Genomic DNA, 25,635 nt, shown 5'->3' with positions numbered 1-25,635 from the left:
AGCTGTTGCGCCACCCGAGTTCCACGGGATAGCGCGGCAGATCGATCGGACACGCGAGCAGTTTCAGGCCCGCCACGCGCGCGATCGCCTCGGCCGCGTGGCGCGGAATCGTGGCGACGCTGCGCGTGCCCTTGAGCAGAAAGGGCAACGCGGCGAAATGCGTCGTAGACGCCACCACATTGCGCTTCAGGCCCCGCGCGGCGAGCCCTTCGTCGACGATGCCGACCACGCCGCCCGACGCGCCCGCCGCGACGGCAAGGTCCATGTCCTGATTCGCGAGCACATCGGCGACGATCTGGCTGTGCGTCTGGCGAAAGATGATGCGCAGGCCCGGGGCGCTGGTTTCCAGCGTTTCGATGATGCGCCGGCCAATGGCCACCTCGAAGTCGTCGGAAAGCCCGATCGACACCGCGCGCCCATGAAACGTGGTGGCATCGGGCGAGGCGATCGCGAGGCTATGGCGGCAGCGGTCGAGCGCTTCGCTGATCACGGGCTTGAGTTCCTGCGCGCGCGAGGTCGGCGCGAGCCCGCGTCCGGTGCGCACGAACAGCGTGTCGGCATAGAGCGCGCGCAGACGCCTGAGCGCCGCGCTCACGGCCGACTGAGTCATGTCGAGGCGAATCGCGGCGCGGCTCGCCCCGCCCTCTTCGAAAAGCGCCTCGAATATTTTCAGCAGATTCAGGTCCACGCGGGCGATATCAAACTGGTTCATATCACATAGTATCGATATACGTTCTCGCGATTTTATCGCCGTGAAAAGATGTGAGCTGTCCAACCTTTGAGAGCACGCCATCATGGCCAAGTCGAAAGTCGCCGCGCTGCAGATCGGTTCGTCCGCCGCCGGCAAAGCGCAAACGCTGGAACAGATTCTCTCGTTCGAAGCGCAGATCCGCGCCTCGGGCGCGCAGCTCGTCGTCATGCCCGAGGCGTTGCTCGGCGGTTACCCGAAGGGAGAAATATTCGGCACGCGCCTCGGCTACCGCCTGCCCGAAGGCCGCGAGGCGTTCGCGCGCTACTACGAGAACGCGGTCGACGTACCCGGCGCGGAAACCGAAGCGCTCGCGGAGCTTGCGACGCGTTGCGGCGCGTCGCTCGTGATCGGCGTGATCGAGCGCGACGGCAGCACGCTCTTTTGCACCGCGCTGTTCTTCAATCCGGGCGAGGGGCTCGTGGCGAAGCATCGCAAGCTCATGCCAACCGGTACGGAACGGCTCATCTGGGGGCAGGGCGACGGCTCGACGCTGCCCACCGTGCGCACGGAATCCGGCGTCGCGGGCGCAGCAATCTGCTGGGAAAACCACATGCCGCTGTTGCGCACGGCGATGTATGCGAAGGGCGTGCAGATCTGGTGCGCGCCCACCGTGGACGAGCGCGACATCTGGCAGTGCTCCATGCGCCACATCGCGCACGAAGGACGCTGCTTCGTGATCAGCGCGTGCCAGGTGCAGCCTTCGCCCGCGGCGCTCGGCGTCGAGGTGCCGGGTTGGGACGAGAACCGGCCGCTCATCAATGGCGGCAGTCTGATCGTCGGACCGCTCGGCGACGTGCTGGCCGGTCCGCTGCGCGGTGAAGCCGGACTCATCGTGGCGGAGATCGACACCGGCGAACTCACGCGCGCCCGCTACGATTTCGACGTGGTGGGCCACTACGCGCGGCCCGATGTGTTCGCGCTCTCGGTCGATGAACGGCGCAAGCGCACGGTCTCGTTCATCGCGGAGTAGCGCCGGCCGCCGTCATGCCGAATAGAGCCCTTCCGGCCCGTTGCGCAGCGTGCGCGCCAGCAGCTCGAGCCCTTCTCGCAGCGCCTCGTGGCTGCGCGCGCCGCCGAGGCTCAAGCGCACCGCGTGCGGCGCCGACCCGCGGCCGATCACGAAGCTGTCCGCCGTTTTCGCGAGCACGCCGGCCTGACGCAGCGCCGCGGAAAATTCGGCGGCGCGCCAGGGTTCGGCGAGCGGCAGCCAGAGATGCGGGCTTGCCGGATCCGTACGATACGTCCAGTCCGCGAGCACCTCGGCGGCGATCGCATGGCGCGCGTCCACCTGCGCACGCTGCTGCGCGACGAGCCGATCGACCTCGCCATCGACGATCCAGCGCGCCGCGATCTCCGCGGCGAGCGGCGACGTCATCCAGCAGTCGCTGCGTATCACTGCGAGGATCTTGCCGACCCAGTCCTGCGGCGCCTGCACATAGCCCACGCGCAGGCCAGGCGCGACCGCCTTCGAAAGGCTGCTGATGACGATGCCGTGCTCGGGCAGCCGCGCGGCGAGCGGCGTGGGCGGCGCATCGAGCAACGCGGCGGGCACGAGGTCCTCGATCACGACGAGGTGATGGCGCACGGCGATCTCGGCGATCTTCGCGCGGCGCGCGTCGGAGAGCGTCGCCGTGGTCGGGTTGTGCAGCGTCGGCACGCAAAAGAGCGCGCGCGGCGCGAGGAGCCCGCACGCGCGCTCGAGCGCGGCGGGCACGATGCCTTCCTCGTCGATCTCGATGCCGACGAGATTCAGCCGCAACTGCCGCGCGAGCGCGACGATGCCTGGATAGCTCAACGCCTCGGCGAAGATCGTGTCGCCTGGCCGCAGCACCGCGCGCAACACACAGGCAAGCCCGTGCTGTGCCCCCTGGGTCACCAGCACACGCTCGGCGGCCACCGTGCAGCCCATGCGCGCGAGCCAGCGCGCCCCCGCTTCGCGGTGCGAGCGGCGCCCGCCTTCGGGCTGATAAAGCAGCAGTTCGCCCGCGAGGCGCTCGTCGGCGGCGAGTTCGCGCAAGGTCTGGGTCAACAGGAAGGCTTCGTCGGTCGGCATCGGCACGTTCTGGCCGAGATCGATCAGGCGTCCCGGCGCATGGACGCCCGGCGCCCCCGGCGTGATCGTCGCAGCCCGCTCGCTAGACTCGGGCGCGGGGCGCGTACGGTCCTGGATGCGCGCCCCGTCGGCGTCGGGCTCGGCAACATAGGTGCCGTCGCCCACGCGCGCCACCACGAGGCCGCCGCGCTCCAGCTCCGCATAGGCGCGGCTCACCGTGCCGGTCGTGACGTTGAGCTTCTTCGCCAGCAGCCGGTGCGCGGGCAGCTTTTCTCCGGGCAGCATCTGCCCGCCGTGAATGGCCTGCGAATAGGCCTGGGCGATCGCCCGGTACTTGGGTTCGCTGCTGCGCGAGAGCGTGGGCATCCAGCCATTCATGGTTTTCCCGAAGGAGACAAGCACGCCGCGGCACGGCGCGACGGCTGCGTCATTATCGCGCCCAATTCGCGGAAATGAAGGCTGTCATTTACTTCAATTGACTTCATTGAGTGCACGAAATTGACCCTCTAGGATGCCGTAACGCCTGACAAGGCCAAGGAGACAATCGCCCGCCCCACGGCGCGCGGCATGCGTATCTTCAGACGTAAGTCACGCAATGCTGCGCGCCCCAAGGCGGCGCCCCACGCGCCATGACGAACCGCATCGCACGCATCACCATGAGCCGGCACCAGCTGCCGCTCGACCCACCGTTCCCCGCCTCGTGGGATAGTCGTCCGCGGCGCGCCTTCCCGGCAACGATCGTGCGCGTGGAAGACGACGAAGGCCGCGTGGGCTTCGGCTCCGGCGACGCGATGTACGGCTTCGACGACTACCGCGACCTCTTTATCGGCGCCGACCCGCTCGACCTCGCGCGGCACTCGGCGGTGCTCGAAAACCTCAGCTTCCACGCGGGCCGGCTCTGGCCGCTCGACGTCGCGCTCTGGGACCTCGCCGGGAAAATTCGCGGCGAGCCGTGCTGGCAAATGGCCGGCGGCCGTGCGAAGCGCGTACGGGCGTACGCGTCCTCGGGCGTGCATCGCACGCTCGAAGGCATGGCGCAGTGGGCCGAGCATGCCGTCGCGCGCGGCTTCCCGGCGCTCAAGGTGCGCTTCGGCCGCCCGACCCTCGCCGACGATCTCGCCGCGCTCGCCGCGGTACGCGAAGCCGCGGGCGAGAACATCGAACTGATGGTCGATTGCAACCAGGGCTGGCGCATGCCGTGGGACACCCAGGCGCCGTGGCGCGCCGACGAAGCGCTCGCCGTGATTCGCCAGATCGAAAAGCATCGCGTGTACTGGGTCGAGGAGCCGCTGCATCGCGGCGACTACGCGGGCCACGCGCAGTTGCGCAAGCAAACGCAAGTGCGGATCGCAGGCGGAGAGATGACGCGCGACGCGCACGAATTCGCGGCGCTCCTCGCGCATGACTGCCTCGACGTCTACCAACCCGACGTCGTCTGCACGCTCGGCATGGAGGGCGCGCGGCGTCTCGCGGCGCAAATCGAGGCGCACGGCAAGGTCTTCACGCCGCATACGTGGGGCAACGGCATTGGCCTCGCGGCGAACCTGCATGTCGTAGCCGGCGCTGCGCACGCGCCGTTCGTCGAGTTTCCGTACGACCCGCCCGAATGGACGCCGGCGCGGCGCGACTTCCCGATCAAGCACGTGATCGACATCGACGCGAACGGCTGGATCGAGCTAAGCGATGCGCCCGGCCTTGGCATCGAACTCGATGAAGCCATGCTCGCTGCGACACGCGCACACGACAGCCGTTACGACTAAAGCCTCATTGGGCCGCAGCACGCACGAGATGCCAGCCCCATCTGAAGCATTCCGAAACATTTCAATAAAACGGAGACACACTATGAACCGCCTGACCACCCTCCTGCGCGCAGCCTGCCTGGCAGCGCCGCTCGCCCTCGCCGCGTTGCCGGCGCACGCCGCCAGCACCTGGTGCAGCGCAGGCAAGCCCGTGCGCTTCGCGGGCGTCACATGGGAAAGTGGCAACTTCACGAGCGAAGTGCTGCGCTACATCCTCAAGAACGGCTATAGCTGCCAGACCGACACCGTACCCGGCAGCACGGCGGCCACCGAAACGGCGCTCTCGCGCAACGACCTGCAGGTCTGGTCCGAGCAATGGACGGGCCGCTCGGAGATCATCGCAGGCGCGGTCAAGGCGGGTTCAGTCAAGCTCGTGGGCGACACGCTGCCGGGCGGCACGAAGGAAGGCTGGTACGTGCCCGACTACGTGGTGCACGGCGACGCGAAGCGCGGCATCAAGGCCAGCGCGCCCGACCTGCAGTCCGTGAGCGATCTGCCGAAATACAAGGGGCTGTTCGTGGACGACGAGGAACCGGATCGCGGCCGCTTCCTCAATTGCCCCTCGGGCTGGGACTGCGAACGCGTGAATACGCGCTTGCTCAAGCTGCTCAAGCTCGACGACACCTACACGAACTTCCGCCCCGGCACGGGTGCGGCGCTCGACGCGGCCATCTCCTCGGCCTACGCGCGCGGCAAGCCGATTCTCACCTACTACTGGGAGCCGGCCGCGCTGATGGCGAAGTACAAGTTCGTTCAGCTCAAGATGCCGCCGTTCAACGAAGCGTGCTGGAAGACGCTGCGCGATGCCAGCAGCGCACAGCCATGCGCCTCGTCGTATCTGGTCTCGCAGCTGAAGATCGGCGTTTCGACACCGTTCTATCAGGCCGAGCCCGACGTGATGGCCTTCTTCTCGAAGGTGAGCTTCCCCATCGAGTTCCTGAACACGACGATTCTCGACATGACCGAGCATAAGGTCGACGCCCAGGACGAAGCGCTCAAGTTCCTCAAGCAGCACCCCGAAATGTGGAAGACCTGGGTGCCCGCAGATGTCGCGCAGAAGGTGCAGAAGTCGCTCGGCGCGTAAGTGCGATGCGCCGCGTGAGATAAACGATTCCAACGAGAAAAACCGGGCCGCGCAACGCGGCTCCATGATAAGGAGACTTAAATGAAGAAGAAGATTCTTGCGGCGCTGCCACTGGCGCTCGCCGCAGCGGGCGCGCACGCGCAAAGCAGCGTGACGCTGTATGGCCTTATCGACCTCGGCGTGGACTACGCCAGCAACGTGGCGAACGGCGCGAACGGCCAGCTCGTGCCGGGCACCGGCAGCAAGCTCGTGCAGATGCAAAGCGGCGTGCCCGCCGGCAGCCGCTGGGGCCTGCGCGGCACCGAAGACCTGGGCGGCGGCTACGCCGCGATCTTCCGGCTCGAAAGCGGCTTCAACGCGGCGACGGGCGGTTTGGGCGGCGGTCTCGCGTTTTCGCGCAACGCCTATGTCGGCTTCAAGTCGGATCAGTACGGCCAGATCACCTTCGGCAAACAATGGGACGCCACCGTCGATCTGATCGAGCCGTATTCGCTGAACGGCAACTACGGCGGCTGGTATTTCGCACACCCGAACGACATGGACAACCTCGACAACGGGTTCCCGGTCAACAACGCCGTGAAATACGTGAGCCCGGTGCTCGCCGGCTTCCAGTTCGAAGGCCACTATTCGTTCGGAGGCCAGGCGGGCCAGTTCTCGAACAACGCCTCGTATAGCGCGGCGGCGGCCTACACGCTCGGCTCGTTCAGCGCGGGCGTGGGCTACTTGCGCGTGAACGATCCAATCACCGCGGTGGCCGGTTATGGCAGCGGCGGCAGCTTCGTGAACGCTATCTTCGGCGACGCGCTCGCCAACGCGCGCTACCAGGGCATCCTCTCCGCTGGCGCGTCGTATGTGATCGGCAGCCTCAAGCTGATGACGAACTACTCGAACGTGGACTTCGCCTCGGCCACCGGCAGCGGCGACCTGCACTTCCAGAACTTCGAAGTGGCCGGCACCTATGCCGTGACGCCCGCCTTCACCTTGGGCGCGGGCTACACCTACACGGTGGGGCAGGATCACGCCACCGACAGCTCGCCGAAGTACCACCAGGTCAACCTGATCGGCCAGTACGCGCTGTCCAGGCGCACGTCGCTCTATGCAATGGGCGTGTACCAGCACGCGGCGGGCTCGGCGGAAAACGCGCAGATCACGGGCTTCAACCCCTCGGGCACCGACAACCAGGCCGTCGCCCGCGTGGGGATCACGCACGCGTTCTGACGTTTTTTCACGCAGTCCTTATTACTGAAAACGCGCCGGCGCGAATGAAAATGCGCCGGCGCTCCTGCATCGCGAGGCTTGCATGCGCCGCCTACCCTCTTTATCGGCACTGCGTTCATTCGAGGAGGCGAGCCGCACGCTCAGCTTCACCAGGGCAGCGCAGAACCTGCACGTCACCCAGGGGGCGATCAGCCGCCAGATTCGCCTGCTCGAAGACTATCTCGGCACGCCGCTCTTCATGCGGCATCATCACCGGCTCGAAATCACGGCCGCGGGCAAGCGTCTGCTGCCAACGCTGCAGGCCGCGTTCGACAGCATCGCCCATACGCTCGACACGATCCGCGCCGATCCGTCGAACAGCCTGCTCAGCCTGAACGCCGCGCCCACGCTCGCCACGCGCTGGCTCACGCCGCGCCTGCGCGATTTCCAGGTGCGCCACCCCGACTTGCGCATCTCCATCACCAACGAATACGGGCCGCTGCACGGCACGGAGCGCAACGAAGATTGCCAGATCCGCTTCGGCATGGAACCGCTGCCGGGCGGCCAGAGCACGCTGCTCATGCGCGAGCGCCACGTGCTGGTCGGCTCGGCGCGCGAGTTCAGCCAACCGGCCGCCGATCAAGACGCGCTGCGCGAGATCCTCGCGCAGCACCCGTGGCTCTATATCCTCGATATCGACCGGCGCCTGCTGGTCTGGGAAGCGTGGCTCGAAGCCGCGGCGCTCGACGTGCAGATGGCGCCGCGCGGAGAGCTGGAGTTCAGCACGCTCGATCAGGTGATCCACGCGGCAGTGGCCGGTCTGGGCATTGCCGTTGCCGACCGGCACATGATCGCGCCCGAACTCGAGAACGGCACACTCGTGCAGCTGAGCGAGGTGGAAGTGGTGGGACCTTCGGGATACTGGCTCGACGTGCGGCCCGAAGTGCAAGAGACACTACGCGTGCGCAACTTCAGCAACTGGCTGGTCGGGCACCACAGTGAACAGGGCAGCCAGCAACGCTAGCGCGGGTGCATGACTGGCGTCACGCACCCGCGTCTGCGCTCTGGACATCGTCAGTTGGGATCGATCGGCGGGCCCGGCGGACCGGAATCCACCTGCCTCATCGTGGCCGCGGGGGGACCTGCGCCCTGTGCCACGTTGCGCGCGCCCTGAGCCGCGATGGAGCGCGAGAGGATCTCCCGTGCTTCGCCGCTCGACGAATCGACGGTCAGTGCATGCCCCGCGTTATGCCAGGCGCACACCCACCGCCCATCGCGTGCGCAAAGCCGCGCATAGCCGAGCAACGAATCGCGCTGATCTTCGCGCGACGTCAATTCGGCCTGCATTTGCAGCGCGGAGCCATTGCCAGGCTGTTCCGCGAGCGCGGAATTGATGGCGCTGCGCGCGGGCCCAAGGCTGTTCTTGTCGAGACTCGCGCGCGCGCTCGCCAGTTTTCTCGAGACGTCGGCGCGCGAATCGGCGGCGGCCTTCGCTGCCGCTACCTTCTCTGCGTTGGCCTTGGCGGCGGCGACCTTGTCCGCGTTGGCCTTCTCCGCCTTGACCTTCGCTGCCGCTAGCGCGCGCTCTTCGGCTGCGCTCTTTCGCGCGGCAACGCTCGGCGGCACGGTCTCCGCGCGAGCCGTCGCGGTACGCGGCGGCTGCGCTTGAGCGGGCGTCGGCTGGGGCGGTGCGACATGGGCCACCACGGGCGGCGGCGCTGTATTAACAGGAGACGGCTTCACGCTGGCGACCGGAGGCGGCGGCGCACTGGCAACGGGAGCAGATGGCGCGTTGGCAACCGGAGGCGGCAACTGCGCGACGGCTACGGGCGGCGCGCTGCGCACCGTGTTCGGCTTCGTGTCGTGCGCGGTCGATGAGGCCTTGGGTCCGAGGATCGCACCCTCCACGATCTGCGCGCCCAGGGTCGGCTCCCGCTCGGTCCGGTGCGAAATCATGTACGCGGTCAGCAGGAACGCGATCGACACCACGCTGCCAATCGCATAGAAAGGCAACCACGAGCGTTGCGCCGCAGGCGCTTCATCGCGCAGTTCGTAATCGCTGTCGCGCGGTGCGCCACCACTGAAACTGAATGCAGAAGGTGCAGAAGGGTTCCACTCCCTGCGTGCATGGCGCGCGAAGCCATCGTGCCATTCGGGCGCGGCGGACTCGCTTGCCGGCGACATGCGCGGGCCAGAGGAAGGCTGCTTCGCGCCGCACTGAGGGCAGATCATCAGTGGCGCATTAAAACCGGTCCCGCAGTATGGACATCCCCACGGACCAGACTTTGCTCGGCCAGGTTCGTTGAACATTGCAGGCATGGAAGCTTTGACAGGATGGTTTCGGGTTTGCTACCGGCGGCTGGTGCGCGTCGCAGCGGTGGCAACCAGGTGGCTCGGATTCGAAGTATTCGCTGTAATCCCTACTGTATTTCGCGGATCGTTGGACGGTTGTAACAAATAGTCGTTTTGAATATGGGCTACTTCGCCGCGAAGTTCAACCGGCATAATCGGCCAGATGGCGGATAGGGACAGGCGGGATTTCGACCCCCGCTGGGGGTTCTCCGGGCGTGCCATGATGGCTGCGCCGCGCAGGCAAATGGGCCCGGTTGATGCGTCCCCGCGCCGTGACATCTTGATACAGAAATCGTGTGGCTGACTGTGGCTGATACGCCATGAGCGCAGCGTTCGGAACGCCTGCGCGGGCTATTTGGCCCTCGATTTGCGTGCCAAATCGCGACCGCGACGCCTTTATTTTTTAAGGGCTTTGGTGACACCGCGCCCCGCAGCGTCACGCCTTCAACGCGTCCTTGTAAACACGGCCATCCTTCATGATCAGGCTCAGGTTCTGATCCGGGTTGGCCAGCAGCGTCATGTCCTGGAGCGGGTCGCCCGCCACAATGAGCAGGTCCGCGTACGCGCCCTCTTCCAGCACGCCAAGCTTGTGCGGATACGGATTGCGCTCGCCCGCCAGCGCGAGCAACTGCCCGTTCATGGCAGTGGCCATGCGCAACGCCTCGGCATTCGAGTACCAGCGCGTCATGTGCCCGAGCATCGTGCCTTGGCGCGTGGCCAGCACCTGCGAAAAGATCAGGTCCGTGCCGAACGCCACCTTGAGCCCATGCTTGCGCGCGAGCTTGTACATGTTGTCGGTCCCGGCTGTCACCTCGAGAAACTTCTCGCGGCTCGACGGCGCCAACGGCGCAACATCCTCTTCACTGGTAAACGGTTGCGTGCTCAACCATGTTCCGTTCTTCGCGAGAGCTTCGGCAGTCCGGTCGTCGATGAGGTGCCCGTGCTCGACGCATTGCGCGCCGGCAGCAACCGAGCGCTTCACCGATTCCGGCGTGTAGGCGTGCACGGCCACATAAGTGCCCCAGTCGGACGCCGTTTCCACCGCGGCTTTTATTTGCGGCTCGGTGAACGTGAGCATGTCGATCGGACTGCGCGGCGTGGAGACGCCGCCGCAACCCACGATCTTGATCTGCGTGGCGCCGAGCATGAACTGCTCGCGCACACGCAGGCGCACTTCGTCGGCCGAGTCGGCAATGGCGGCGGCGCCGGTTCGTTCGATCTCGCTAATCTGGCTGCTCGTGCGCGGCACGTCGGTCAGCAGACGAAAGTCCCCGTGGCCGCCCGTCGTGGTGATCATCGCGCCGCAGGGGTAAATGCGCGGGCCGCTCAGCATGCCGGCGTCGATGGCCTGCTTCAGGGCGAAAGCGGGACCGCCCACGTCGCGAATGGTCGTGAATCCGCGCAAGAGCGTGCGCTGGGCCTCCGCGCCCGCGGCCAGGTAGACGAAACTCAGGTCGGACTGGAGGATGGTCGCGATCGGGACCGCAGCGAGAAGCGAATGCCAGTGCATGTCGATGAGGCCAGGCATCATCACCTTGCCGCCGCAGTCGATCACGCGCCCGCCCGACGCGTTCTGCGCGTCAGGCGAGCCCCGACGCAGCTGCGAGATGCGGCTACCGTCGACGACGAGGTACATGCCGTCCTGCAGCGCCGCGGACTTGCCGTCGAACAGGCGGAAGTTCGTGAACGTCGTGGGCTGGGCGGGAGCGGCCGCGCCGGGCTGCTGCGCACTGCTGAACTCGGGCAGCACCGCGCTCAACAGGGATGCGCCCATGCCGATCATGAAGCCGCGCCGGGCTAGATCGGCGCTGATGCGGCGACTGGCGAACTCCGCAAGCGCCTTGTCGCCCAGGCACGCGGAGACTGGGCCGATTGCGTTGCCGCGGCGGTTGATTCTGGAAACCATAGATCACCTGTGAAAGTAAGTCGCGCTTTATTCCGCATGCCTAACTACATCGTCCTTCGTCAACAGCAGCGCCAGCGGCCGTGTGGAACTGAACGCAGAGAAGATGATCGTGAGCGCCACGGTTCCCGGCACGGCGAGAAAAGCGCCGGGTATGCCCCAGATCGCTGTCCATGTGGCGAGGCTCATGAGGATGACCGCGGGGCTCAGGTTCAGCGACCCCGCCATCAGCCATGGGTCGAGTACGTTGCCCATCACGAAGTTGATCGCCGAAAGCGCAATGAGCAACGTGATCGGCTCGTTCCACTGGCCGAATTGCAGCGCGGCGAGCAAGGCGGGAAGCGCCACGGAAATGAGCGACCCCGCATACGGCACGAAGTTGAGCAGCACGATGAGCACGGCGAGGAGCGGCGCGAACTCCAGCCCGACCAGATGCATGCAGATCCAGCTGAGAATGCCGAGCACCACGCCGAGCAGCGCTTTCAACGCCAGATACGTGCCGATCTTCGCATTGATGGCGTCGATCACGGGTTCCATGTCGGCCTTGCCGCGCATGACCGCAGAGAGCTTGCGGCGAAACCGCCCCATCTCGACCATGAAGAACGCTGTGTACAGCAGCACGACGAGCGTCGTAGCCATGAGCGAAGAGAGCGAGCCGAGGAGCGAGGTGAGCAGCGACTGGACGTTGACGGTCCCGAGCAGTTCGCGGCGGAAGGCCGTCCACGAAGCCTCGGTTTCCAGATGAAACAGCGCGGTGATTTTCGTGAGCAACGCGAGCAGCGTGGCCTCGTACTTCGGCGCCACGGCGAGCATGCGGTCAGTGTCGGATAGCAGCAGTTCGGTCGCGAGCCACGCGGCCACGAGTATCAGGACGGCGGCGCTCCAGTAGCGCACGCCCGCGCGAATGCGCGTGCCCACGTGGGGCACGCGGCGCAGGATTTCGGCGAGCCCGTAGATCACATACGACGTAATGATCGCGAATGCGATCGGCACCAGCACCGGGCGCCCGATATACAGCACCCACCCCGTGATGACGGCGATGACGACCACGCAGGTGAACGTGACGAGATCCTGTTTCATGGAGATGCTTTGGATGACGAACCACGTTGCGGTGGTGAGACGTTTGCAAGCCATTAACGTCCCGCCGCGTTTATCCGGCCCTCAATAGAACGTCTTCGGGGCGCGATCGGTGCCACTTCGCAAGACTAGCCGCTTTGACGAAGACGTGCGCGCTGGCTGGCGAGGAATCCGAACAACCGCGCCCCAGATTTTCGTTGTGCGCACATCGACTCTTCGAGCGGTCAAAAGATCTCGCCTGCGTTTAAGTCACGTTTAAGCAGCAAAAAGTACCTTACGCGCACCTTCACCAACCTCTTCGAAGACCATAGCAATGAGTACCATCAAATATCGGCGCCGGGGCCTGATCGCCGGTGTAGCGGTGGCGCTTGCCGGCGCCTGGGTCGTCAGCCACGAGCACGCCAGCGCGGACGAAAGCGGCATCACGAAAACGACGTTGTCGGCACCCGTGCCGAAGACAGACGACGTCAAGGGCACGGCGCCGAACTTCTCGGCGATCGTCGCGCAGTACGGCCCGGCTGTGGTCCATGTCGAGGTCGTCAAGGAAAACCCGGACTCCGAAGATGGCCACTCGGGCGCCCTGGGATCGGGCTTCATCGTGAGCCAGGATGGCTACATCCTCACGAACAATCACGTCGTCGAAGGCGCGGACGACGTGACGGTCAAGCTCACCGACGGCCGCAAGTTGCCCGCGCGCGTGATCGGCACCGACAAGGCGGGCGACGTGGCCGTGCTGAAAATCGCCGGCACAGGCTTCCCCACGGTGAAGATCGGCAATCCGGCGAACAGCAAGGTGGGCGACTGGGTCGTCGCGATCGGCTCGCCCTATGGTCTCGACAACACCGTGACCTCGGGCATCATCAGCGCGAAGTCGCGCCAGCTCTCGGAAGATAGCCCGACGCACCTCATCCAGACCGACGTGCCCGTCAATCCGGGCAATTCGGGCGGGCCGCTCTTTAACCTGAACGGCGAAGTCATCGGCATCAATTCGATGATCTATTCGCGCACGGGCGGCTTCCAGGGCCTCTCGTTCGCGATTCCGATCGACGAAGCCATGCACATGAAGGATCAGATCGTGCAGGGCGGCGGCCACGGCAATGGCACCACGCTGGCCCGCAATGCGCACCCGCGTCTCGGCGTGGCCGTGCGCGCGCTCTCCGGCGATGAAGCGCAGCAAATCGGCGTGGACGGCGGCGTGCTCGTCGTGAAAGCGGGCGGTCCGGCAAAGGCGGCTGGCATCAGCGCGGGCGACGTGATCATCGCGGTCAACGGCATCGAGGTGGACAACGTCGAGCAGCTGCAAAGCATGATCGCGCGGGCACGCAGCAACGTGTCGATCGTCGTGGCCCGCGACGGCGAGCAAATGACCGCGCAGGTCGAGCTCGCGCCGCGCGCATAACTCCTGGCCGGGTCAGGGCCCGGCGCGCGCTCGTCGCGCGATCACGGCCCGTGGCTCGCCAGGTAGTCGATACGCTCGACGATGTAGTCGTAGAACGGGTTCCACGAAAGCCGCGTGAGGAGCCCCGCCCCCACGATCAGCGCCCCGGTTTCGCCGCGTACGGACTGGGCGCCCAGATGGATGCCCAGGTCGTCGTTGGGATCGGGGTTGCGGCCGTACAGCGAATCGGTCACCGGAAACGGCAACGCCACGTGTGAAAGCGAATAGACATCGAGCGGATAGTCGAGCCCTGTGGGTTCGACTTTGGCCGTTGTCTCGTTCGGCGCCGTACTCTCTTCGACCACGTGCGGCGAGGTGGCGGAGGCGTTGGTGAGCACCGTCAGGCGGTAACGCAGCGGCGGCACGGGCGAGAGACGGCGCAGCGCGTCACGCATCGAAGCGCGCAGCAGCGGGCTCCATTGCGCCGTGCGGTTGATGTCGAACAGCACGAGCTCGCTGCCGTTGGCAGGCAGTTGCGCATACAGCGAACTGACGATCGCGCTCGTGCTCACCGTGAAGTCGAGCACGGACTGGAACGTGAGCGTGGGCGGCAGCGCCGCCAGTTTGCCATTGCGCGCCGCGTCCGCCACTTCCTGCTGGATCTTGCGCGTGACCCGCCACGACTGGCGTGCGCCGTTCACCGGAAACGAGTTGTACTTGAACGGATTGAATTCCGGCACGATGTCGAGCCAAGCGGCTTTCGCAAACGCCGGCAGGATCGCAGGCAGCGCCGCGAGCCCCGCAAAGCGCGCGAAGCGCGTAATGCCGATCATCGGCGAAAGCAGGATCAGGCGGTCCGCTTTCGGCAGGCTCGGGTCGTCCAGCGCCTCGAGCGAATATTGAAGTGCGAGCGCGCCGCCGTTCGAAAAACCCACGATATGCAGCGGCGCAGGCGCCGGTACGAGGCGCCGCGCTTCGCGCACGGCGAGGCGCGTGGCCGCCTCCCAGTCTTCCGCCGTCACTTCGGTCAGCCCCGAGGGCACGGTGCCGTGCCCCGGCAAGCGCACCGCCACCACGGCGAAGCCATCCTGCTGATAGCGCTGCGCGATGTGCCTCAGGCTATAGGGAGAATCGGTCAACCCATGCAGCATCACAGCCACGCCGCGCGGCGCGCCCTCGGGCACGAGCGTGTACGAGCGGTTCCAGTCGGTCCGAAAGTGTCCGGGATAAATCGGGCTGCCCGAGAAATAACGATTGGCGGGAATGCGTTCGTCTGCCGGCAGCTTGTCGGTCACGTTTTTCTTCACTGAGTCGAACAGGCGGTTCTCATTCGCGACGTATTCCTCCCACGTCGCCTGATCGATTTCGTGCGCGTGCATGTCTTCCGGCACATAGGTGTGCCACAGGCTCAACGGCGCCTTGCGCTGCGCGTCGTAGAACCGCACGCCGGCAATGCACACGAATGCGATTAGCACGAAAAGGGAAATCCGCTTGATCCAGCGAAGGACCCACGCTCTCGTCAAGAAATTCGCCATGTCCGGTCAATACCTCGCGAACGGGTGGCCGGTCTTTCCTCGCGCTAACGGGGGAAAACCGGCCAGATGAGCGGTACCAGCATTACGGTGATCACGAGCGCCCCAAGGGCAGCCGGCGAGCCCACCATGAAAAATTCCCGGAACCGATAGCCGCCGGCCGTGCTGACGAGCGCATTCACGGGCGTCGAGATCGGCGACATATAGGCCGCCGACGCGGCAACCGCGGTCGTCATCGCGAATGGATACGGCGACGCATGCAGGTGCGCCGCCATCGCGAGTACCACGGGCGCCATCAGCACCGCCGTCGCCGTGCCGGAAATCACGGTGCCGATCACGAGCGTCAGCAGGAAAACGGCGCCCAGCAAACCATGCGCACCCCAGTTGCCGGCCACTTGCAGCACGGCGTCGGCGGCAATGTCGATGCCGCCCGTGCGCTGCAGCGCGATGGAAAACGGCAGCATGCCCACGATCAGCACGAGGCTGCGCCAGTGAATCGCGCGATAAGCGCTGTCGAGGCTCACGCAACCGAACGCGCCCATGAGCAGACACCCGATCAGGCCCGCGAGCACGTTCGGCACGCGCGGCGTGAGCATCATTGCGATGACGAGCGCCATGATGGCGAGGGCGTGCGGCGCCTTGTGCGGCACTGGCACGTAGGCGTCGCTTTCGACCGGCATGGCGAGACACACGATGTCGCGCTCCACCGACTGCATCGAGAAGATGTCGATCCACGGCCCCACCACCAGCAGCGTGTCGCCCACTTTGAGTTGCGTGGCCTGCAGATCCTGCTCGAGCGCGGCGTCGGCGCGGCGCAGGCCCACGACCGTCACGCCGTGCCGGCGCAGCGCCGCGGAACTGCGCGCGACGTTGCCCACGAGCGACGAGTCCGGCGGCACGATGACTTCGGCCATGCCCACGTCGTGGGTCTGGTCGGTGAAGTATGCGCCCGACATGCGGCGCACCGCGAGCGCATGGCGCGCGCAAAACGCCTGCACGTCGAAACTCGCGGACTCCACGTCGAGCAGCAGCACGTCGCCGGGCGCGATGCTGCTGTCCGCGGTCGCGGGCAGCACCGTCGCGCCCATGCGCGCGCGCCGCTCGATCGCGACAACGTGCGCCACGGGGTCGTCGTCGAGCCCGGTGTGCCCGAGCGTCTGCCCCACGAGCGGCGAATCCGCGCCGACCTCCAGGCGAAAGGCGCGCCCCTCGAGCGAATAGCGCGCGACCCAGTCGTTCAGCGACGGACGCGTGGTCGCCTCCGCGCCACCCGTGCCGTTCAGAAAGCGCCTGGCGAACAGCATCCAGCCGATGCTCGCGGCGAGAATCGGCACGCCCAGCGGTGTGATGGCGAAGAAACTGAAGGGCCGGTAGCCGCGATAGACGAGCGCGCTGTTGATGACGAGATTCGGCGTCGTGGCGACGAGCGTGAGCATGCCGCTCGTGAGCGCGGCCATGCTGACCGGCATGAGCATGCGCGCGCGCGACACAGCCGACTGGCGTGCGATGCGAATGACGATGGGAATGAAGATCGCGACGACGGCCGTCGAGCTCATGACCGAGCCCATGACGCCGACGATGGCCATGATCAGCACGACGAGGCGGCGCTCGTTGGAGCCGCCGCGCTCGATCAGGTAATCGCCCACGCGCTGGGCGATGCCCGTGCGCGCGAGTCCGTCGCCGAGCACGAACAGGGCCGCGATGAGAACGATGTTCGGGTCCGAGAAGCCGGCCAGCGCCTCGTTGACCGTGACGATGCCCGAGAGCGACAGCGCGACGATCATGATGAGCGCCACCGCGTCCGAGCGGGGCCGGCCGATCAGGAACATCGCGATCGCGCAGGCCAGACAGGCAACGGTCATCAAGAGGTCGGTAGACACGATTTCGCTTTGCCTGCTCAACGGGCCTGGGAAACCACTGCTACCGCAAATAGTGCCGGATTTTGCAAACTTACGTTTCAGCGCGGCCTTGGGTCAAACTCACGCGTCATGCCCGCGGCGCCGCCGTTTGACTGCAACGTTTGTGAACGTCGATGCCCTCACGCCTCCAGCAGTGAAACGCGGTTGCGCCCCTGGTGCTTGGCCCGGTACATGGCCTGATCGGCCTGGTCGAGCAGCGAACGCGCCAGCGCTTCGGGACTCGCGGCGCCGGTGTTCGTCTCGCTGTTCAGCCGATACGCCGCCACGCCGATCGACACGCTGAGGGCAATGCGCTTGCCTTCGTCGTCGAGCACTTCGAGCGCCTCGACCGCAATCCGGATGCGCTCCGCAACGGCCAGCGCGTCGGGCAGCTCGCACATCAGCAGCGCGACGAACTCTTCGCCGCCGTAGCGCGAAACCGTGTCCCCCACGCGCACCTGCTGTTTCAGGCAGGTGCCGATGGCGCCCAGCGCGAGGTCGCCGGTTGCGTGGCCGTGTGTGTCGTTGATCTGCTTGAAATGATCGATGTCGATGAAGAGGCACGACATGGGCGCCGCGTGCGAACTCGCGCGCCGGATCTCGTGATGCAGGCGCTCGTCGAAATAGCGGCGGTTCGACAGGCCCGTGAGCGGGTCGGTCACGCCGGTCTTGCGCAGATGCTCGCGGTGAGCGACGTTATCGAGACTCGCCGCCGCAACGCGGCTGAAGCGCGCGAGCAGATCGGTGCCCATGCTGGCGTCGAAACGCGTGGCGTCATCGCTCGTGAGCCACAGATAGCCGAGCAGCTGGGTGCGGTTCAGGAGCGGCAACACGATCGCGCTGCCGATAGCGGTCCGTGCGTCGAAGAAGGTCTCGCTCACCGCGGGCTCGAGATCGCTCAGTTCGCTCACACGGCCAAGCCACGGCTGGTTTCCCCCGCACAGGCGCGCCAGCGCGAGGCCGCCCTGGAGCCCGGATCGCAGGTTCGCTTCGAGGTCGGCGCGCCCGCAGTCGGATTCGAGCAGGTCGCGCAGCAGCGGCGTGCGCACGTCGAGCCAGAGGCCGGCGGAAGCCAGCCGGAACACCTCGGGCAGATAGACGAATATCCCTTCGAGAAAGGCGCACCAGTCGTGCGCGCCGATCAGGCGCAGTTCCACGTCCTGGAACGACTTCGATGCGCGCTCGTTCCGCTGGACGGTTTCGATTAGCGCAGCAAGATCCAGTGAAGGCTGAGTCCCGGGATGTGTCACGATGCATCGAGAATATTCCGAAGCCTGCTATTACGGCAGCTTGGGGACAGACTTGAGCGTCGGACGGCGACACCCGCGCACCGGCGGCCTGTTCGAGCGGGGTCAGGGCAAAAGAAAAGACCGCGGTCCGTGAGGGCAGCGGTCTTGCTTACGGAAACAGCCTGCTGTTATTTGGCCGGAGACGCCGTACTCGGGGTCGCCAGCGTGTTGTTGCCACCATACGCGGGGGTGACCGACGTTGCGCTATTGTTCGCGCTCGAGTTCGGCGACGCGGCGCTCATGCCGCTGTCCGAGCTGGTGGCGGCTGGCGTGCCGTAGCCGCTCGTTGCATTGTTATTGGCAGCGGCGGGCGACGCAACGCCCGGGGTTGCCAGCGTATTGTTGCTCTGTGCATACGCACCGCCAGACAGCATGAGTGCGGCGACGGCCGCGATCAATGTGCTGATTGACTTGTTCATGATTCGCTCCTCCTTTGATTGGACTGGAATTCCGGCATAAACCACCCGCGATATTTCTCATTGGGTGGTCGTTATGCGCGGCTCGCGGCGATCAAAATCGCGTAACTGTTCGCAGTGGTGCAAATAAAGCAAACCCCTGCCAGTTGATAACAAGTTTAGGAAAGTGATCGCGAATAATTAAGCGCATTGTGCGCAACGATTTATTTCGTTTTTTGGCAATTACCCGTAATGGCGTAATGGATTTCTCGGCCTCGAATCCGGGCGCTGCGCGGTTCGATACGCGGTTCGGCGATTTGACCTGGCATTTGCGAAAAGCTTATTTTGGCGCCCTGATTGAAATCCAGCTCAACGATTTACACCGCATTTCGCGAGACTACGTTTCGCGTCCCTATTTCGGAAAATCGATCGCCTTCATCGCGGCATACATAATCGCCATGCGCTATTTTCGTTGCATGCGCATCGAGGTGGGTTCACCTCCGCGTTGACCCGGCAAGGGGCTTGGCGCGGCGCGGCTGCCGAAATTTTCACGTCCAGCACGCGATCCCCTTGCCTATCCTTCCATGTTTCGACTATTATCGAAACATGGAAACGAACCAGACCATCGCCGCCCTGGCGGCACTCGCGCACGAGTCCAGGCTCGCGATCTTTCGCGCCCTCGTTCAGGCAGGCCCCGAAGGCATACCCGCTGGCCAGATTGCCACTCTGCTCGACGTGCCCCCGTCGTCGCTCTCCTTCCATCTGAAGGAGCTGTCTCACGCGCAACTCGTCACGAGCCGCCAGGAAGGCCGGTTCGTTTTCTACTGCGCGAACTTCGCGACGATGAGCGGCCTGCTGGCCTACCTCACCGAGAACTGTTGTGGCGGCAATCCCTGTTCGCCGGTATCAGTGTGTTCACCCTCCACGGAGAAGCAGTCATGAAGCGCTTTCACATTCACGTCGCCGTTGCGGATCTCGCATCGAGCATCCGTTTCTACTCGGCGTTGTTTGCCGCTGAACCGACCGTCGTGAAAAGCGACTACGCGAAGTGGATGCTCGAGGACCCGCGCGTCAATTTCGCGATCTCGCACCGCGGCGCCGCACCCGGCCTGGATCACCTGGGCGTGCAGGTCGAGAACGAAGCGGAGCTGGCCGAAATGCATGCGCGGCTGGAAAGCGCAGCATTGCCAGTGGACACGCAGATGGATACCGCATGCTGCTACGCGAAGTCGAACAAATACTGGAGCGTCGATCCGCAGGGCATCGCATGGGAGTCGTATCACACGCTCAATGAAATTCCGGTGTTCGGCGAGTCGCGCAATACGCCGACGAGCGCACCGGCCCCCGACGTTTCCGCGTGCTGCGCGCCGTCGTCGGGCAAGCCGGTTGGCGTTCCGGTCAAGTCTTCGGCGTGCTGCTGAGCGCCGCGCACGATCCGGCGGAAAAGCCATGACGACCAATGTATTGATCCTGTGCACGCACAACTCCGCTCGCAGCGTGCTGGGCGAAGCCATGTTGAATCACCTCGCCTCGAAGGCCGGCAAGGACGTGCGGGCGTTCAGCGCGGGCAGCGCGCCGGGCGGACGCCTGAACCCCTTCGCCGTCGAGTCGCTCACGCGCGCGGGTATCGACGTGAGCGGCTACCGCAGCAAAAGCTGGGACGAGTTTGCCGCCAGCCATGCGCCTGTCATGCGCATTGTCATCACCGTCTGCGACAGCGCCGCCGCCGAGGCGTGTCCGTATTGGCCGGGCAGTCCTGTCAAGGTCCACTGGGGCTACCCGGATCCTTCTGTTGCGCCCGGTGGGGATGAAGGCAAGCGCGTGGCGTTCGAACTCACCCGTCAGGCGATCGGTTATCGCATGCTGCAACTCCTTGCACTGCCGCTCGACTCGATGAGCAACGAGGAGCTTCAGCAGGCACTCACCGCGATCTCCGAATCATGACCGCAGTCACGGGTCTTGGGCGCAAGGTCCTGGCCGAGTTGATCGGCACGGCCTTGCTGCTCGCAGTCGTCATTGGCTCCGGCATCATGGCGCAGCGGCTTGCCGGCGGCAATGTGGCGATCGCGCTGCTCGCCAACACGCTGGCAACCGTGGGCGGACTGTATGTGCTGATCGAGGTGTTTGGGCCCTTGAGCGGTGCGCATTTCAATCCCGCCGTCAGCGCCGTCATGGTGCTGCGCGGCGAACTGCATGCTCAGGCATTGCTGCCGTACATCGCCGCACAACTCGTCGGTGCGCTGCTGGGTGCATGGCTCGCGCACGCCATGTTCGATCTGCCCATCGTCGAGCTTTCGGGCAAGGTGCGCACAGGCACCGGACAATGGATTGCCGAGGCCGTGGCGACTGCCGGTTTGCTCCTCGTGATCCTGCGCGCGCCGGGCGAACGCGCCTCGATCATGGTGGCGGCGTACATTGGCGCCGCATACTGGTTCACGTCATCGACATCGTTTGCGAACCCGGCCGCAGCGTTCGGACGCATGTTCAGCGACACTTTTGCGGGCATTGCGCCATCCAGCGTACCTGCCTTCGTCATTGCCCAACTGATAGGCGCAGCGACAGGCCTCGCCCTCCATATGGCCTTCGAACCGCGCAAGCAACGTGTCGGCCACCCGAACCTGGTTGAGTCGTCTGGCGAACACGGCGACGTTCGCTAGTGCGCGCATGATGCTCAGCCGGCGCTTCGCGAGACGACGCATTCAAGATGATCCCGGAGACCTGTCTCCGGGCTTTGGCGCATGCGCCCGGCTGGGCGCAAGGCCATAGTGGGAGGATGATCAGGACTCGTTCGGACGCAGCGTCAGCGCATTCTTGACCGACGTTACGCCTTGCACGCCCGTGGAGACTTCGGTGGCGTGCTCGATCTGCGACTGCTCCGGCACCGAGCCCTGCAGGACGATGGCGCCGTCACGCGCGCGCACGGTGATCCTGGCAACATCGATCTTCTTGTCCTTGGCGAGAGCGGTGCGGACCTTACGGCTGAGCGCGCGATTAGCGGCCTTGGCCTGCTTCGATTGCGCCTTCGACGGGGCTGCCTGTTGCTCGGCTGCGGCAGTCGCACCGCTAGCCGCATCGCCCTGCGCATAGGCGTGCAAAGACGCGGCCACGAGAGCCGTCGCCGCGGCCAGCTTGAATACCTGAATAGCCTTCATGGAATTTCTCCTGTTGTCACAGTCTTGTTGTGGGCCCACGAACGGGCCAGTGCACTACACCATTCACGACTAAGCATTCGCGCGCCAGAAACGGCGCTCGACGCGATGCCGCATTTCGGCGACATCGCATCCATTCGCGCGAGCGCGCGGCAAATTATAAGAATGAAAGGAACGGCACAGGTCGGAGAAAATGCGGCCGAATCATTAGCTTGATATCGATCCCATCCTGAAGTAGGAGGACCGTTCGTGACCATGGACTCATGGTCACATCGCCCGCGCCGCCAACTGGGTCCGTCAACGATCGAGCGGCTTCGACGCGCTTTTTCGCGGCTGGGTGAGAAATGGAGCGCAAATCCAGTCGCGCATACGCGGAAATAATCTGCCAGGCGTCGCATTATTGCGACGCCGATTCTGCCGCGTGATCAGCGCGACAACCGGCTTCGTCTTGCAGCGCGCGGCGCAGCTGCGTTCATGAACCCTCGCCCTCGCGCTCGAGCCATGAACGCAACAACGCGACCCATTCATCGCCGGACTTCTCATCCGCCACGTAAGTGCAATAGCTGCGCGACGGCAGACGTGGACCGGCGAACGGTGCAACGAGCCGGCCAGCGGCGAGATCGTCGGCGACCAGCGCGGTGGGTCCCATCGCGATGCCGATTCCGTCGATGGCAGCCTGCAAGGTCAGAAAGAAGTGGTCGAAGGTCAAAGCGGCTGCCGGCCTCAGGTCGGGAATCTGCGCGCTCGCCAGCCAGTCGGGCCAGAGCCGCGGAAGACTCGAGGTGTGCAGCAACGTGTGTTCTCGCAAGTCGGCTGGCGAGCGAAGCGGCATGCGCTGTAAAAGCGTAGGACTACAGACCGGAAGCCGCTCCTCGGACAAGAACGGCCGCATCGAATAGCCGTAAAAGGTGTCCGGGCCACCCCGGATGACGAGGTCATAGTCGTCCTTCAGACTCTCCAGCGGCTCGTTCGACGTCTCCACCTTGACGCCGATGTCGGGATGCCCGGTGCGGAACGTCGCCAGCCTCGGCACCAGCCAGCGCAGCGTGAATGTCGCGGGCGCATTCACGGAGAGGGTTCGGGAGACCGTTTGCGGCACGCCGTATCTCGCGGTTGCCTGCGAGAGCAGTTCGAACAACGGGCCGATTTCCGCCAGATAGCTTTTCGCCGCCGGCGTCAGCTCCACGCGGCGGTTGTGCCGCTCGAAGAGCGCTGCGCCAAGCCACTCCTCCAGCAAGCGCACGTGCTGGCTCACCGCACCGGGCGTCACGTGCAGCTCCGCGGCGGCGTCCTTGAAGCTGCCGAGCCGGCCCGCAGCCTCGAAGGCTCGCAGGGCATTGAGTGGGGGCAATACCGTTTTCATTCGAGAGAGCTTAACTAACGCGAACGTCCAATTTATCTGGTTTGCTGCCCCGTCACAAGATAGATATCCTTCTTGTTAGACCATTCCTGCAACCCTGCCCGTACCCTCATGCTCAGTTATACCGGCGGTATCGTGCTGTTCGCCGCGCTGCTCCACGCGAGCTGGAACGCGATGCTCCACGGCAACCGCGACCGGTTTTTCTCCATGGCGTGGATGAGCATCGCCATCGGCGTAGTCGCCACGCTGGTCGTCCTGTCCGTGCCCTGGCCGGCCCGCGCTTCGTGGCCCTACATCGTCGCGTCGGGGCTCGTGCATGTCTTCTACAACGTGAGTCTCGTGCGGTCGTACCGCCGCAACGACCTTGCGCTGGCGTACCCGATCGCACGAGGCTCGTCGCCGCTGCTCGTCACGCTCGGCGCGGCGCTGTTCGCGCATGAAGCGATCGGTCCGTTGCACGGTCTCGGGATCGTGATGATTTCGGGCGGCATCATCGCGATCGCGCTGCAGGGGCGTCACGTGTCGCGCGCAGGTGCGCTGGCCGCGCTGACGACCGGTGCAACGATCGCGCTCTACACCGTGATCGACGGCATCGGCGTGCGCTTGTCCGACGGCCAGCCGCTCAGCTACACCGCATCGATGTTCCTGTCCTATTGGGCGATGCCCGTGCTGTTCGTCGCGAGGCGCGGGCGGCCCGCGGCGCTATGGACGCCAGTGCGCGCCGAGCCGCTGTCGATCGCCTCGTCGCTGGCCGGCGGCCTCGTGTCGATCGGGGCGTATGGCATCGTGATCTGGGCGCTGCAGTCGGGCGCGATGGGCGCAATATCGGCGTTGCGCGAGACCAGCGTGGTGTTCGCGGTGCTGATCGGGCGGACGTTTTTGCGGGAAGCGGTGAGTGGAACGCGCTGGCTCGCCTGCGTGGTCGTCGCGGCCGGTGCGGTTTGTCTCGGGCTCTGAGATGATTTCACTCACGTCGTTTGCTACCCGTGCGTCATAACGCAACCGAGCACGCAACCGAGCACGCAACTGAACGCGAAGGAGCGCCCCATGCTTGACCATATCGAAACCGAACTGCTCGACATCGCCTTTGACGAACAGGGCGATGCGAACGGATGGCCGGTCGTCCTGCTCCATGGCTTTCCCTATGACATCCGCGCATACGACGAGGTGACGCCGCGCCTGGTATCCCAGGGCGCCCGCGTCATCGTCCCCTACCTGCGGGGATACGACCCAACGCGCTTTCTTTCGCCCGCGACACTCCGCTCGGGCCAGCAGGCGGCGCTTGGCGCGGACCTGCTCGCGCTGCTCGATGCCCTGCGGATCGACCGCGCCATCCTCGGCGGATACGACTGGGGTGGCCGGGCGGCATGCATCGTGGCGGCGCTCTACCCGTCGAGAGCGCGGGGGCTGGTTTCCGTCAACGGCTACAACATCCAGGATATCGCCGCTGCCGCACAGCCAGCCGACCCCGAAAAGGAACATCGCATGTGGTACCAGTACTACCTGCATGGCGAGCGCGGCCGGGCCGGATTGACCGAAAAACGGCGCGCGTTCTGCCGTCTCCTGTGGTCGCTCTGGTCGCCGACCTGGCGCTTCGACGACGACATCTACGCGTGCTCGGCAGCGTCGTTCGACAATCCCGATTTCGTCGACGTGGTGGTCCATTCTTACCGTCACCGTTTCGGACTGGTCGAAGGCGACCCCCGCTTCGACGACATCGAGCGACGCCTCGCCGCCACGCCGCCGATCACCGTGCCCACGATCACGCTCGATGGAGACGCCGACGGCGTCCAGCCGGCCGGGGCAAGAGAGACCAGTTCGAAGCGCTTCAGCGGACGCCATGAGAACCGCATCGTGCCGAATGCAGGCCATAACCTTCCACAGGAGGCGCCAGAAGTGTTCGCCAAAGCGGTACTCGACATCAACACGTGGGCCGGTTGACGCCGCATGATTGCGCAACACGCTTTAGCCGCAGAGGAGAAACCAACGACATGGTGGGCGATACGAACCAACGGGCAGGCCAGTGCCATTGCGGCGCGGTGCGTTTCGTGGCGACGCTGAGCGACGGCCTCAACTCGATCCGCCGCTGCAACTGTTCTTACTGCCGCATGCGAGGCGCGGTCATTGCCGCGGCCGAAATGGGCGGGATCGAGTTCCTGCAGGGCGAGGAGGTGCTAACGAGCTATCGCTTCAACACTGGAGCGGCGCAGCACTTCTTCTGTTCTCGCTGCGGAATCGCCACCCATCTTCAACGGCGTTCCAACCCGAACCTGTATGGCGTCAACGTGGCTTGCCTCGACGGCGTCAGCCCATTCGATTTCGCCGAGGTCCCTGTCATGGATGGAGTCAATCATCCGAACGATACCGGCGGCCCAGCGCGCCTGGCGGGCACCCTGCGCTTCATGGCGGCTGACTAAG

General features: G+C 65.2%; 25 protein-coding genes. 14 read left to right on the top strand and 11 right to left on the bottom strand.

Annotated features, from left to right (window positions below; genetic code table 11):
• Positions 1-712: LysR family transcriptional regulator (locus M3A49_RS24055; RefSeq protein WP_266231323.1), on the bottom strand; the 712-nt coding region annotated here is incomplete at its 3' end.
• 82 nt (positions 713-794) lie between these two features.
• Here M3A49_RS24055 and M3A49_RS24050 point away from each other — a divergent pair.
• The gene (locus M3A49_RS24050; RefSeq protein WP_266231322.1) at positions 795-1,721 is read left to right on the top strand and encodes a carbon-nitrogen hydrolase family protein; all 927 of its coding nucleotides are present in this window, start codon (positions 795-797) and stop codon (positions 1,719-1,721) included.
• A 12-nt stretch (positions 1,722-1,733) separates the two neighbouring features.
• On the opposite strand, the gene M3A49_RS24045 is transcribed toward M3A49_RS24050, so the two are convergent.
• On the bottom strand, positions 1,734-3,182 hold the full coding sequence (locus tag M3A49_RS24045) for a PLP-dependent aminotransferase family protein (protein ID WP_266231321.1): 1,449 nt from the start codon (positions 3,180-3,182) through the stop codon (positions 1,734-1,736).
• 251 nt (positions 3,183-3,433) lie between these two features.
• Between M3A49_RS24045 and M3A49_RS24040 the strand changes: the two genes are divergently transcribed.
• The 4 genes from M3A49_RS24040 (at position 3,434) to M3A49_RS24025 (ending at position 7,908) form a co-directional block, all read left to right on the top strand.
• Entirely contained in the window at positions 3,434-4,564 is a 1,131-nt protein-coding gene (locus M3A49_RS24040) for a mandelate racemase/muconate lactonizing enzyme family protein (protein ID WP_266231320.1), read from the top strand.
• Positions 4,565-4,646: 82 nt separating this feature from the next.
• Entirely contained in the window at positions 4,647-5,687 is a 1,041-nt protein-coding gene (locus M3A49_RS24035; RefSeq protein WP_266231319.1) for an ABC transporter substrate-binding protein, read from the top strand.
• Positions 5,688-5,768: 81 nt separating this feature from the next.
• Positions 5,769-6,905: a porin gene (locus M3A49_RS24030; protein WP_266231318.1), complete on the top strand. Its 1,137-nt coding sequence runs from the start codon at positions 5,769-5,771 to the stop codon at positions 6,903-6,905.
• A gap of 82 nt (positions 6,906-6,987) precedes the next feature.
• On the top strand, positions 6,988-7,908 hold the full coding sequence (locus tag M3A49_RS24025) for a LysR substrate-binding domain-containing protein (protein ID WP_266231317.1): 921 nt from the start codon (positions 6,988-6,990) through the stop codon (positions 7,906-7,908).
• A 50-nt stretch (positions 7,909-7,958) separates the two neighbouring features.
• On the opposite strand, the gene M3A49_RS24020 is transcribed toward M3A49_RS24025, so the two are convergent.
• From M3A49_RS24020 to M3A49_RS24010, 3 genes are all read right to left on the bottom strand, one after another.
• Positions 7,959-9,116 (bottom strand): hypothetical protein, encoded by a 1,158-nt coding sequence (locus M3A49_RS24020; protein ID WP_266231316.1) that lies wholly within the window; start codon positions 9,114-9,116, stop codon positions 7,959-7,961.
• 556 nt (positions 9,117-9,672) lie between these two features.
• Complete coding sequence (locus tag M3A49_RS24015) at positions 9,673-11,142, bottom strand: metal-dependent hydrolase family protein (protein WP_266231315.1); 1,470 nt, start codon at positions 11,140-11,142, stop codon at positions 9,673-9,675.
• Between the two features lie 27 nt (positions 11,143-11,169).
• The gene (locus tag M3A49_RS24010; protein ID WP_266231314.1) at positions 11,170-12,219 is read right to left on the bottom strand and encodes an AI-2E family transporter; all 1,050 of its coding nucleotides are present in this window, start codon (positions 12,217-12,219) and stop codon (positions 11,170-11,172) included.
• 310 nt (positions 12,220-12,529) lie between these two features.
• Here M3A49_RS24010 and M3A49_RS24005 point away from each other — a divergent pair, with 310 nt between their 5' ends.
• Positions 12,530-13,615 (top strand): S1C family serine protease, encoded by a 1,086-nt coding sequence (locus M3A49_RS24005; RefSeq protein ID WP_416339000.1) that lies wholly within the window; start codon positions 12,530-12,532, stop codon positions 13,613-13,615.
• A 41-nt stretch (positions 13,616-13,656) separates the two neighbouring features.
• Here the strand turns inward: M3A49_RS24005 and M3A49_RS24000 are convergent, their stop codons facing one another.
• From M3A49_RS24000 to M3A49_RS23985, 4 genes are all read right to left on the bottom strand, one after another.
• Positions 13,657-15,069 carry an alpha/beta hydrolase gene (locus M3A49_RS24000; protein ID WP_266231313.1) on the bottom strand — a complete coding sequence of 471 codons (1,413 nt, stop codon included), beginning with the start codon at positions 15,067-15,069 and terminating at the stop codon, positions 13,657-13,659.
• 104 nt (positions 15,070-15,173) lie between these two features.
• The gene (locus tag M3A49_RS23995; RefSeq protein WP_266231312.1) at positions 15,174-17,006 is read right to left on the bottom strand and encodes an SLC13 family permease; all 1,833 of its coding nucleotides are present in this window, start codon (positions 17,004-17,006) and stop codon (positions 15,174-15,176) included.
• A 158-nt stretch (positions 17,007-17,164) separates the two neighbouring features.
• Entirely contained in the window at positions 17,165-18,274 is a 1,110-nt protein-coding gene (locus tag M3A49_RS23990) for a GGDEF domain-containing protein (protein ID WP_266231311.1), read from the bottom strand.
• Between the two features lie 167 nt (positions 18,275-18,441).
• Positions 18,442-18,732, bottom strand: coding sequence for a hypothetical protein (locus M3A49_RS23985; RefSeq protein WP_254353002.1), 291 nt, complete (start codon positions 18,730-18,732; stop codon positions 18,442-18,444).
• A gap of 236 nt (positions 18,733-18,968) precedes the next feature.
• On the opposite strand from M3A49_RS23985, the gene M3A49_RS23980 reads away from it, so the two are divergent.
• The 5 genes from M3A49_RS23980 (at position 18,969) to M3A49_RS23960 (ending at position 21,365) form a co-directional block, all read left to right on the top strand.
• Positions 18,969-19,217, top strand: coding sequence for a hypothetical protein (locus tag M3A49_RS23980; protein WP_266231310.1), 249 nt, complete (start codon positions 18,969-18,971; stop codon positions 19,215-19,217).
• A 97-nt stretch (positions 19,218-19,314) separates the two neighbouring features.
• A complete protein-coding gene (locus M3A49_RS23975) occupies positions 19,315-19,650 on the top strand; it encodes an ArsR/SmtB family transcription factor (protein ID WP_266231309.1) in 336 nt (111 codons plus the stop codon).
• Positions 19,647-20,129 (top strand): ArsI/CadI family heavy metal resistance metalloenzyme, encoded by a 483-nt coding sequence (locus M3A49_RS23970; protein ID WP_028204454.1) that lies wholly within the window; start codon positions 19,647-19,649, stop codon positions 20,127-20,129. Before M3A49_RS23975 ends, M3A49_RS23970 begins: the two co-directional genes overlap by 4 nt.
• A 28-nt stretch (positions 20,130-20,157) precedes the next feature.
• Positions 20,158-20,652, top strand: a complete 495-nt coding sequence (locus M3A49_RS23965; protein WP_266231308.1) for an arsenate reductase ArsC — start codon at positions 20,158-20,160, stop codon at positions 20,650-20,652.
• Complete coding sequence (locus M3A49_RS23960) at positions 20,649-21,365, top strand: aquaporin (protein WP_266231307.1); 717 nt, start codon at positions 20,649-20,651, stop codon at positions 21,363-21,365. The genes M3A49_RS23965 and M3A49_RS23960 overlap by 4 nt, the downstream gene beginning before the upstream one ends.
• A gap of 120 nt (positions 21,366-21,485) precedes the next feature.
• On the opposite strand, the gene M3A49_RS23955 is transcribed toward M3A49_RS23960, so the two are convergent.
• A complete protein-coding gene (locus M3A49_RS23955; protein WP_266231306.1) occupies positions 21,486-21,860 on the bottom strand; it encodes a BON domain-containing protein in 375 nt (124 codons plus the stop codon).
• A 469-nt stretch (positions 21,861-22,329) separates the two neighbouring features.
• On the bottom strand, positions 22,330-23,220 hold the full coding sequence (gene gcvA, locus M3A49_RS23950) for a transcriptional regulator GcvA (RefSeq protein ID WP_266231305.1): 891 nt from the start codon (positions 23,218-23,220) through the stop codon (positions 22,330-22,332).
• Positions 23,221-23,328: 108 nt separating this feature from the next.
• On the opposite strand from gcvA, the gene M3A49_RS23945 reads away from it, so the two are divergent.
• From M3A49_RS23945 to M3A49_RS23935, 3 genes are all read left to right on the top strand, one after another.
• Complete coding sequence (locus M3A49_RS23945) at positions 23,329-24,174, top strand: EamA family transporter (protein ID WP_266231304.1); 846 nt, start codon at positions 23,329-23,331, stop codon at positions 24,172-24,174.
• Between the two features lie 90 nt (positions 24,175-24,264).
• The gene (locus M3A49_RS23940; RefSeq protein ID WP_266231303.1) at positions 24,265-25,158 is read left to right on the top strand and encodes an alpha/beta fold hydrolase; all 894 of its coding nucleotides are present in this window, start codon (positions 24,265-24,267) and stop codon (positions 25,156-25,158) included.
• Between the two features lie 50 nt (positions 25,159-25,208).
• Positions 25,209-25,634 (top strand): GFA family protein, encoded by a 426-nt coding sequence (locus M3A49_RS23935; protein ID WP_266231302.1) that lies wholly within the window; start codon positions 25,209-25,211, stop codon positions 25,632-25,634.
• The last annotated feature ends 1 nt before the right edge of the window (position 25,635 follow it).

The organism is Paraburkholderia sp. CNPSo 3076 (genome assembly GCF_026343935.1).
Lineage (GTDB): Bacteria > Pseudomonadota > Gammaproteobacteria > Burkholderiales > Burkholderiaceae > Paraburkholderia > Paraburkholderia nodosa.
Note: the sequence above shows the minus strand (reverse complement) of the source record. Positions and strands in the feature narration are given on the sequence as shown.

What these genes read in the sequence shown, in the direction of transcription:
- M3A49_RS24050 (WP_266231322.1), top strand. Translation starts at nt 795, where the DNA reads ATGGCCAAGTCGAAAGTCGCCGCGCTGCAGATCGGTTCGTCCGCCGCC.
- M3A49_RS24045 (WP_266231321.1), bottom strand. Translation starts at nt 3,182, where the DNA reads ATGAATGGCTGGATGCCCACGCTCTCGCGCAGCAGCGAACCCAAGTAC.
- M3A49_RS24040 (WP_266231320.1), top strand. Translation starts at nt 3,434, where the DNA reads ATGACGAACCGCATCGCACGCATCACCATGAGCCGGCACCAGCTGCCG.
- M3A49_RS24035 (WP_266231319.1), top strand. Translation starts at nt 4,647, where the DNA reads ATGAACCGCCTGACCACCCTCCTGCGCGCAGCCTGCCTGGCAGCGCCG.
- M3A49_RS24030 (WP_266231318.1), top strand. Translation starts at nt 5,769, where the DNA reads ATGAAGAAGAAGATTCTTGCGGCGCTGCCACTGGCGCTCGCCGCAGCG.
- M3A49_RS24025 (WP_266231317.1), top strand. Translation starts at nt 6,988, where the DNA reads ATGCGCCGCCTACCCTCTTTATCGGCACTGCGTTCATTCGAGGAGGCG.
- M3A49_RS24020 (WP_266231316.1), bottom strand. Translation starts at nt 9,116, where the DNA reads ATGATCTGCCCTCAGTGCGGCGCGAAGCAGCCTTCCTCTGGCCCGCGC.
- M3A49_RS24015 (WP_266231315.1), bottom strand. Translation starts at nt 11,142, where the DNA reads ATGGTTTCCAGAATCAACCGCCGCGGCAACGCAATCGGCCCAGTCTCC.
- M3A49_RS24010 (WP_266231314.1), bottom strand. Translation starts at nt 12,219, where the DNA reads ATGAAACAGGATCTCGTCACGTTCACCTGCGTGGTCGTCATCGCCGTC.
- M3A49_RS24005 (WP_416339000.1), top strand. Translation starts at nt 12,530, where the DNA reads ATGAGTACCATCAAATATCGGCGCCGGGGCCTGATCGCCGGTGTAGCG.
- M3A49_RS23985 (WP_254353002.1), bottom strand. Translation starts at nt 18,732, where the DNA reads ATGAACAAGTCAATCAGCACATTGATCGCGGCCGTCGCCGCACTCATG.
- M3A49_RS23980 (WP_266231310.1), top strand. Translation starts at nt 18,969, where the DNA reads ATGGATTTCTCGGCCTCGAATCCGGGCGCTGCGCGGTTCGATACGCGG.
- M3A49_RS23975 (WP_266231309.1), top strand. Translation starts at nt 19,315, where the DNA reads ATGGAAACGAACCAGACCATCGCCGCCCTGGCGGCACTCGCGCACGAG.
- M3A49_RS23970 (WP_028204454.1), top strand. Translation starts at nt 19,647, where the DNA reads ATGAAGCGCTTTCACATTCACGTCGCCGTTGCGGATCTCGCATCGAGC.
- M3A49_RS23965 (WP_266231308.1), top strand. Translation starts at nt 20,158, where the DNA reads ATGACGACCAATGTATTGATCCTGTGCACGCACAACTCCGCTCGCAGC.
- M3A49_RS23960 (WP_266231307.1), top strand. Translation starts at nt 20,649, where the DNA reads ATGACCGCAGTCACGGGTCTTGGGCGCAAGGTCCTGGCCGAGTTGATC.
- M3A49_RS23955 (WP_266231306.1), bottom strand. Translation starts at nt 21,860, where the DNA reads ATGAAGGCTATTCAGGTATTCAAGCTGGCCGCGGCGACGGCTCTCGTG.
- gcvA (WP_266231305.1), bottom strand. Translation starts at nt 23,220, where the DNA reads ATGAAAACGGTATTGCCCCCACTCAATGCCCTGCGAGCCTTCGAGGCT.
- M3A49_RS23945 (WP_266231304.1), top strand. Translation starts at nt 23,329, where the DNA reads ATGCTCAGTTATACCGGCGGTATCGTGCTGTTCGCCGCGCTGCTCCAC.
- M3A49_RS23940 (WP_266231303.1), top strand. Translation starts at nt 24,265, where the DNA reads ATGCTTGACCATATCGAAACCGAACTGCTCGACATCGCCTTTGACGAA.
- M3A49_RS23935 (WP_266231302.1), top strand. Translation starts at nt 25,209, where the DNA reads ATGGTGGGCGATACGAACCAACGGGCAGGCCAGTGCCATTGCGGCGCG.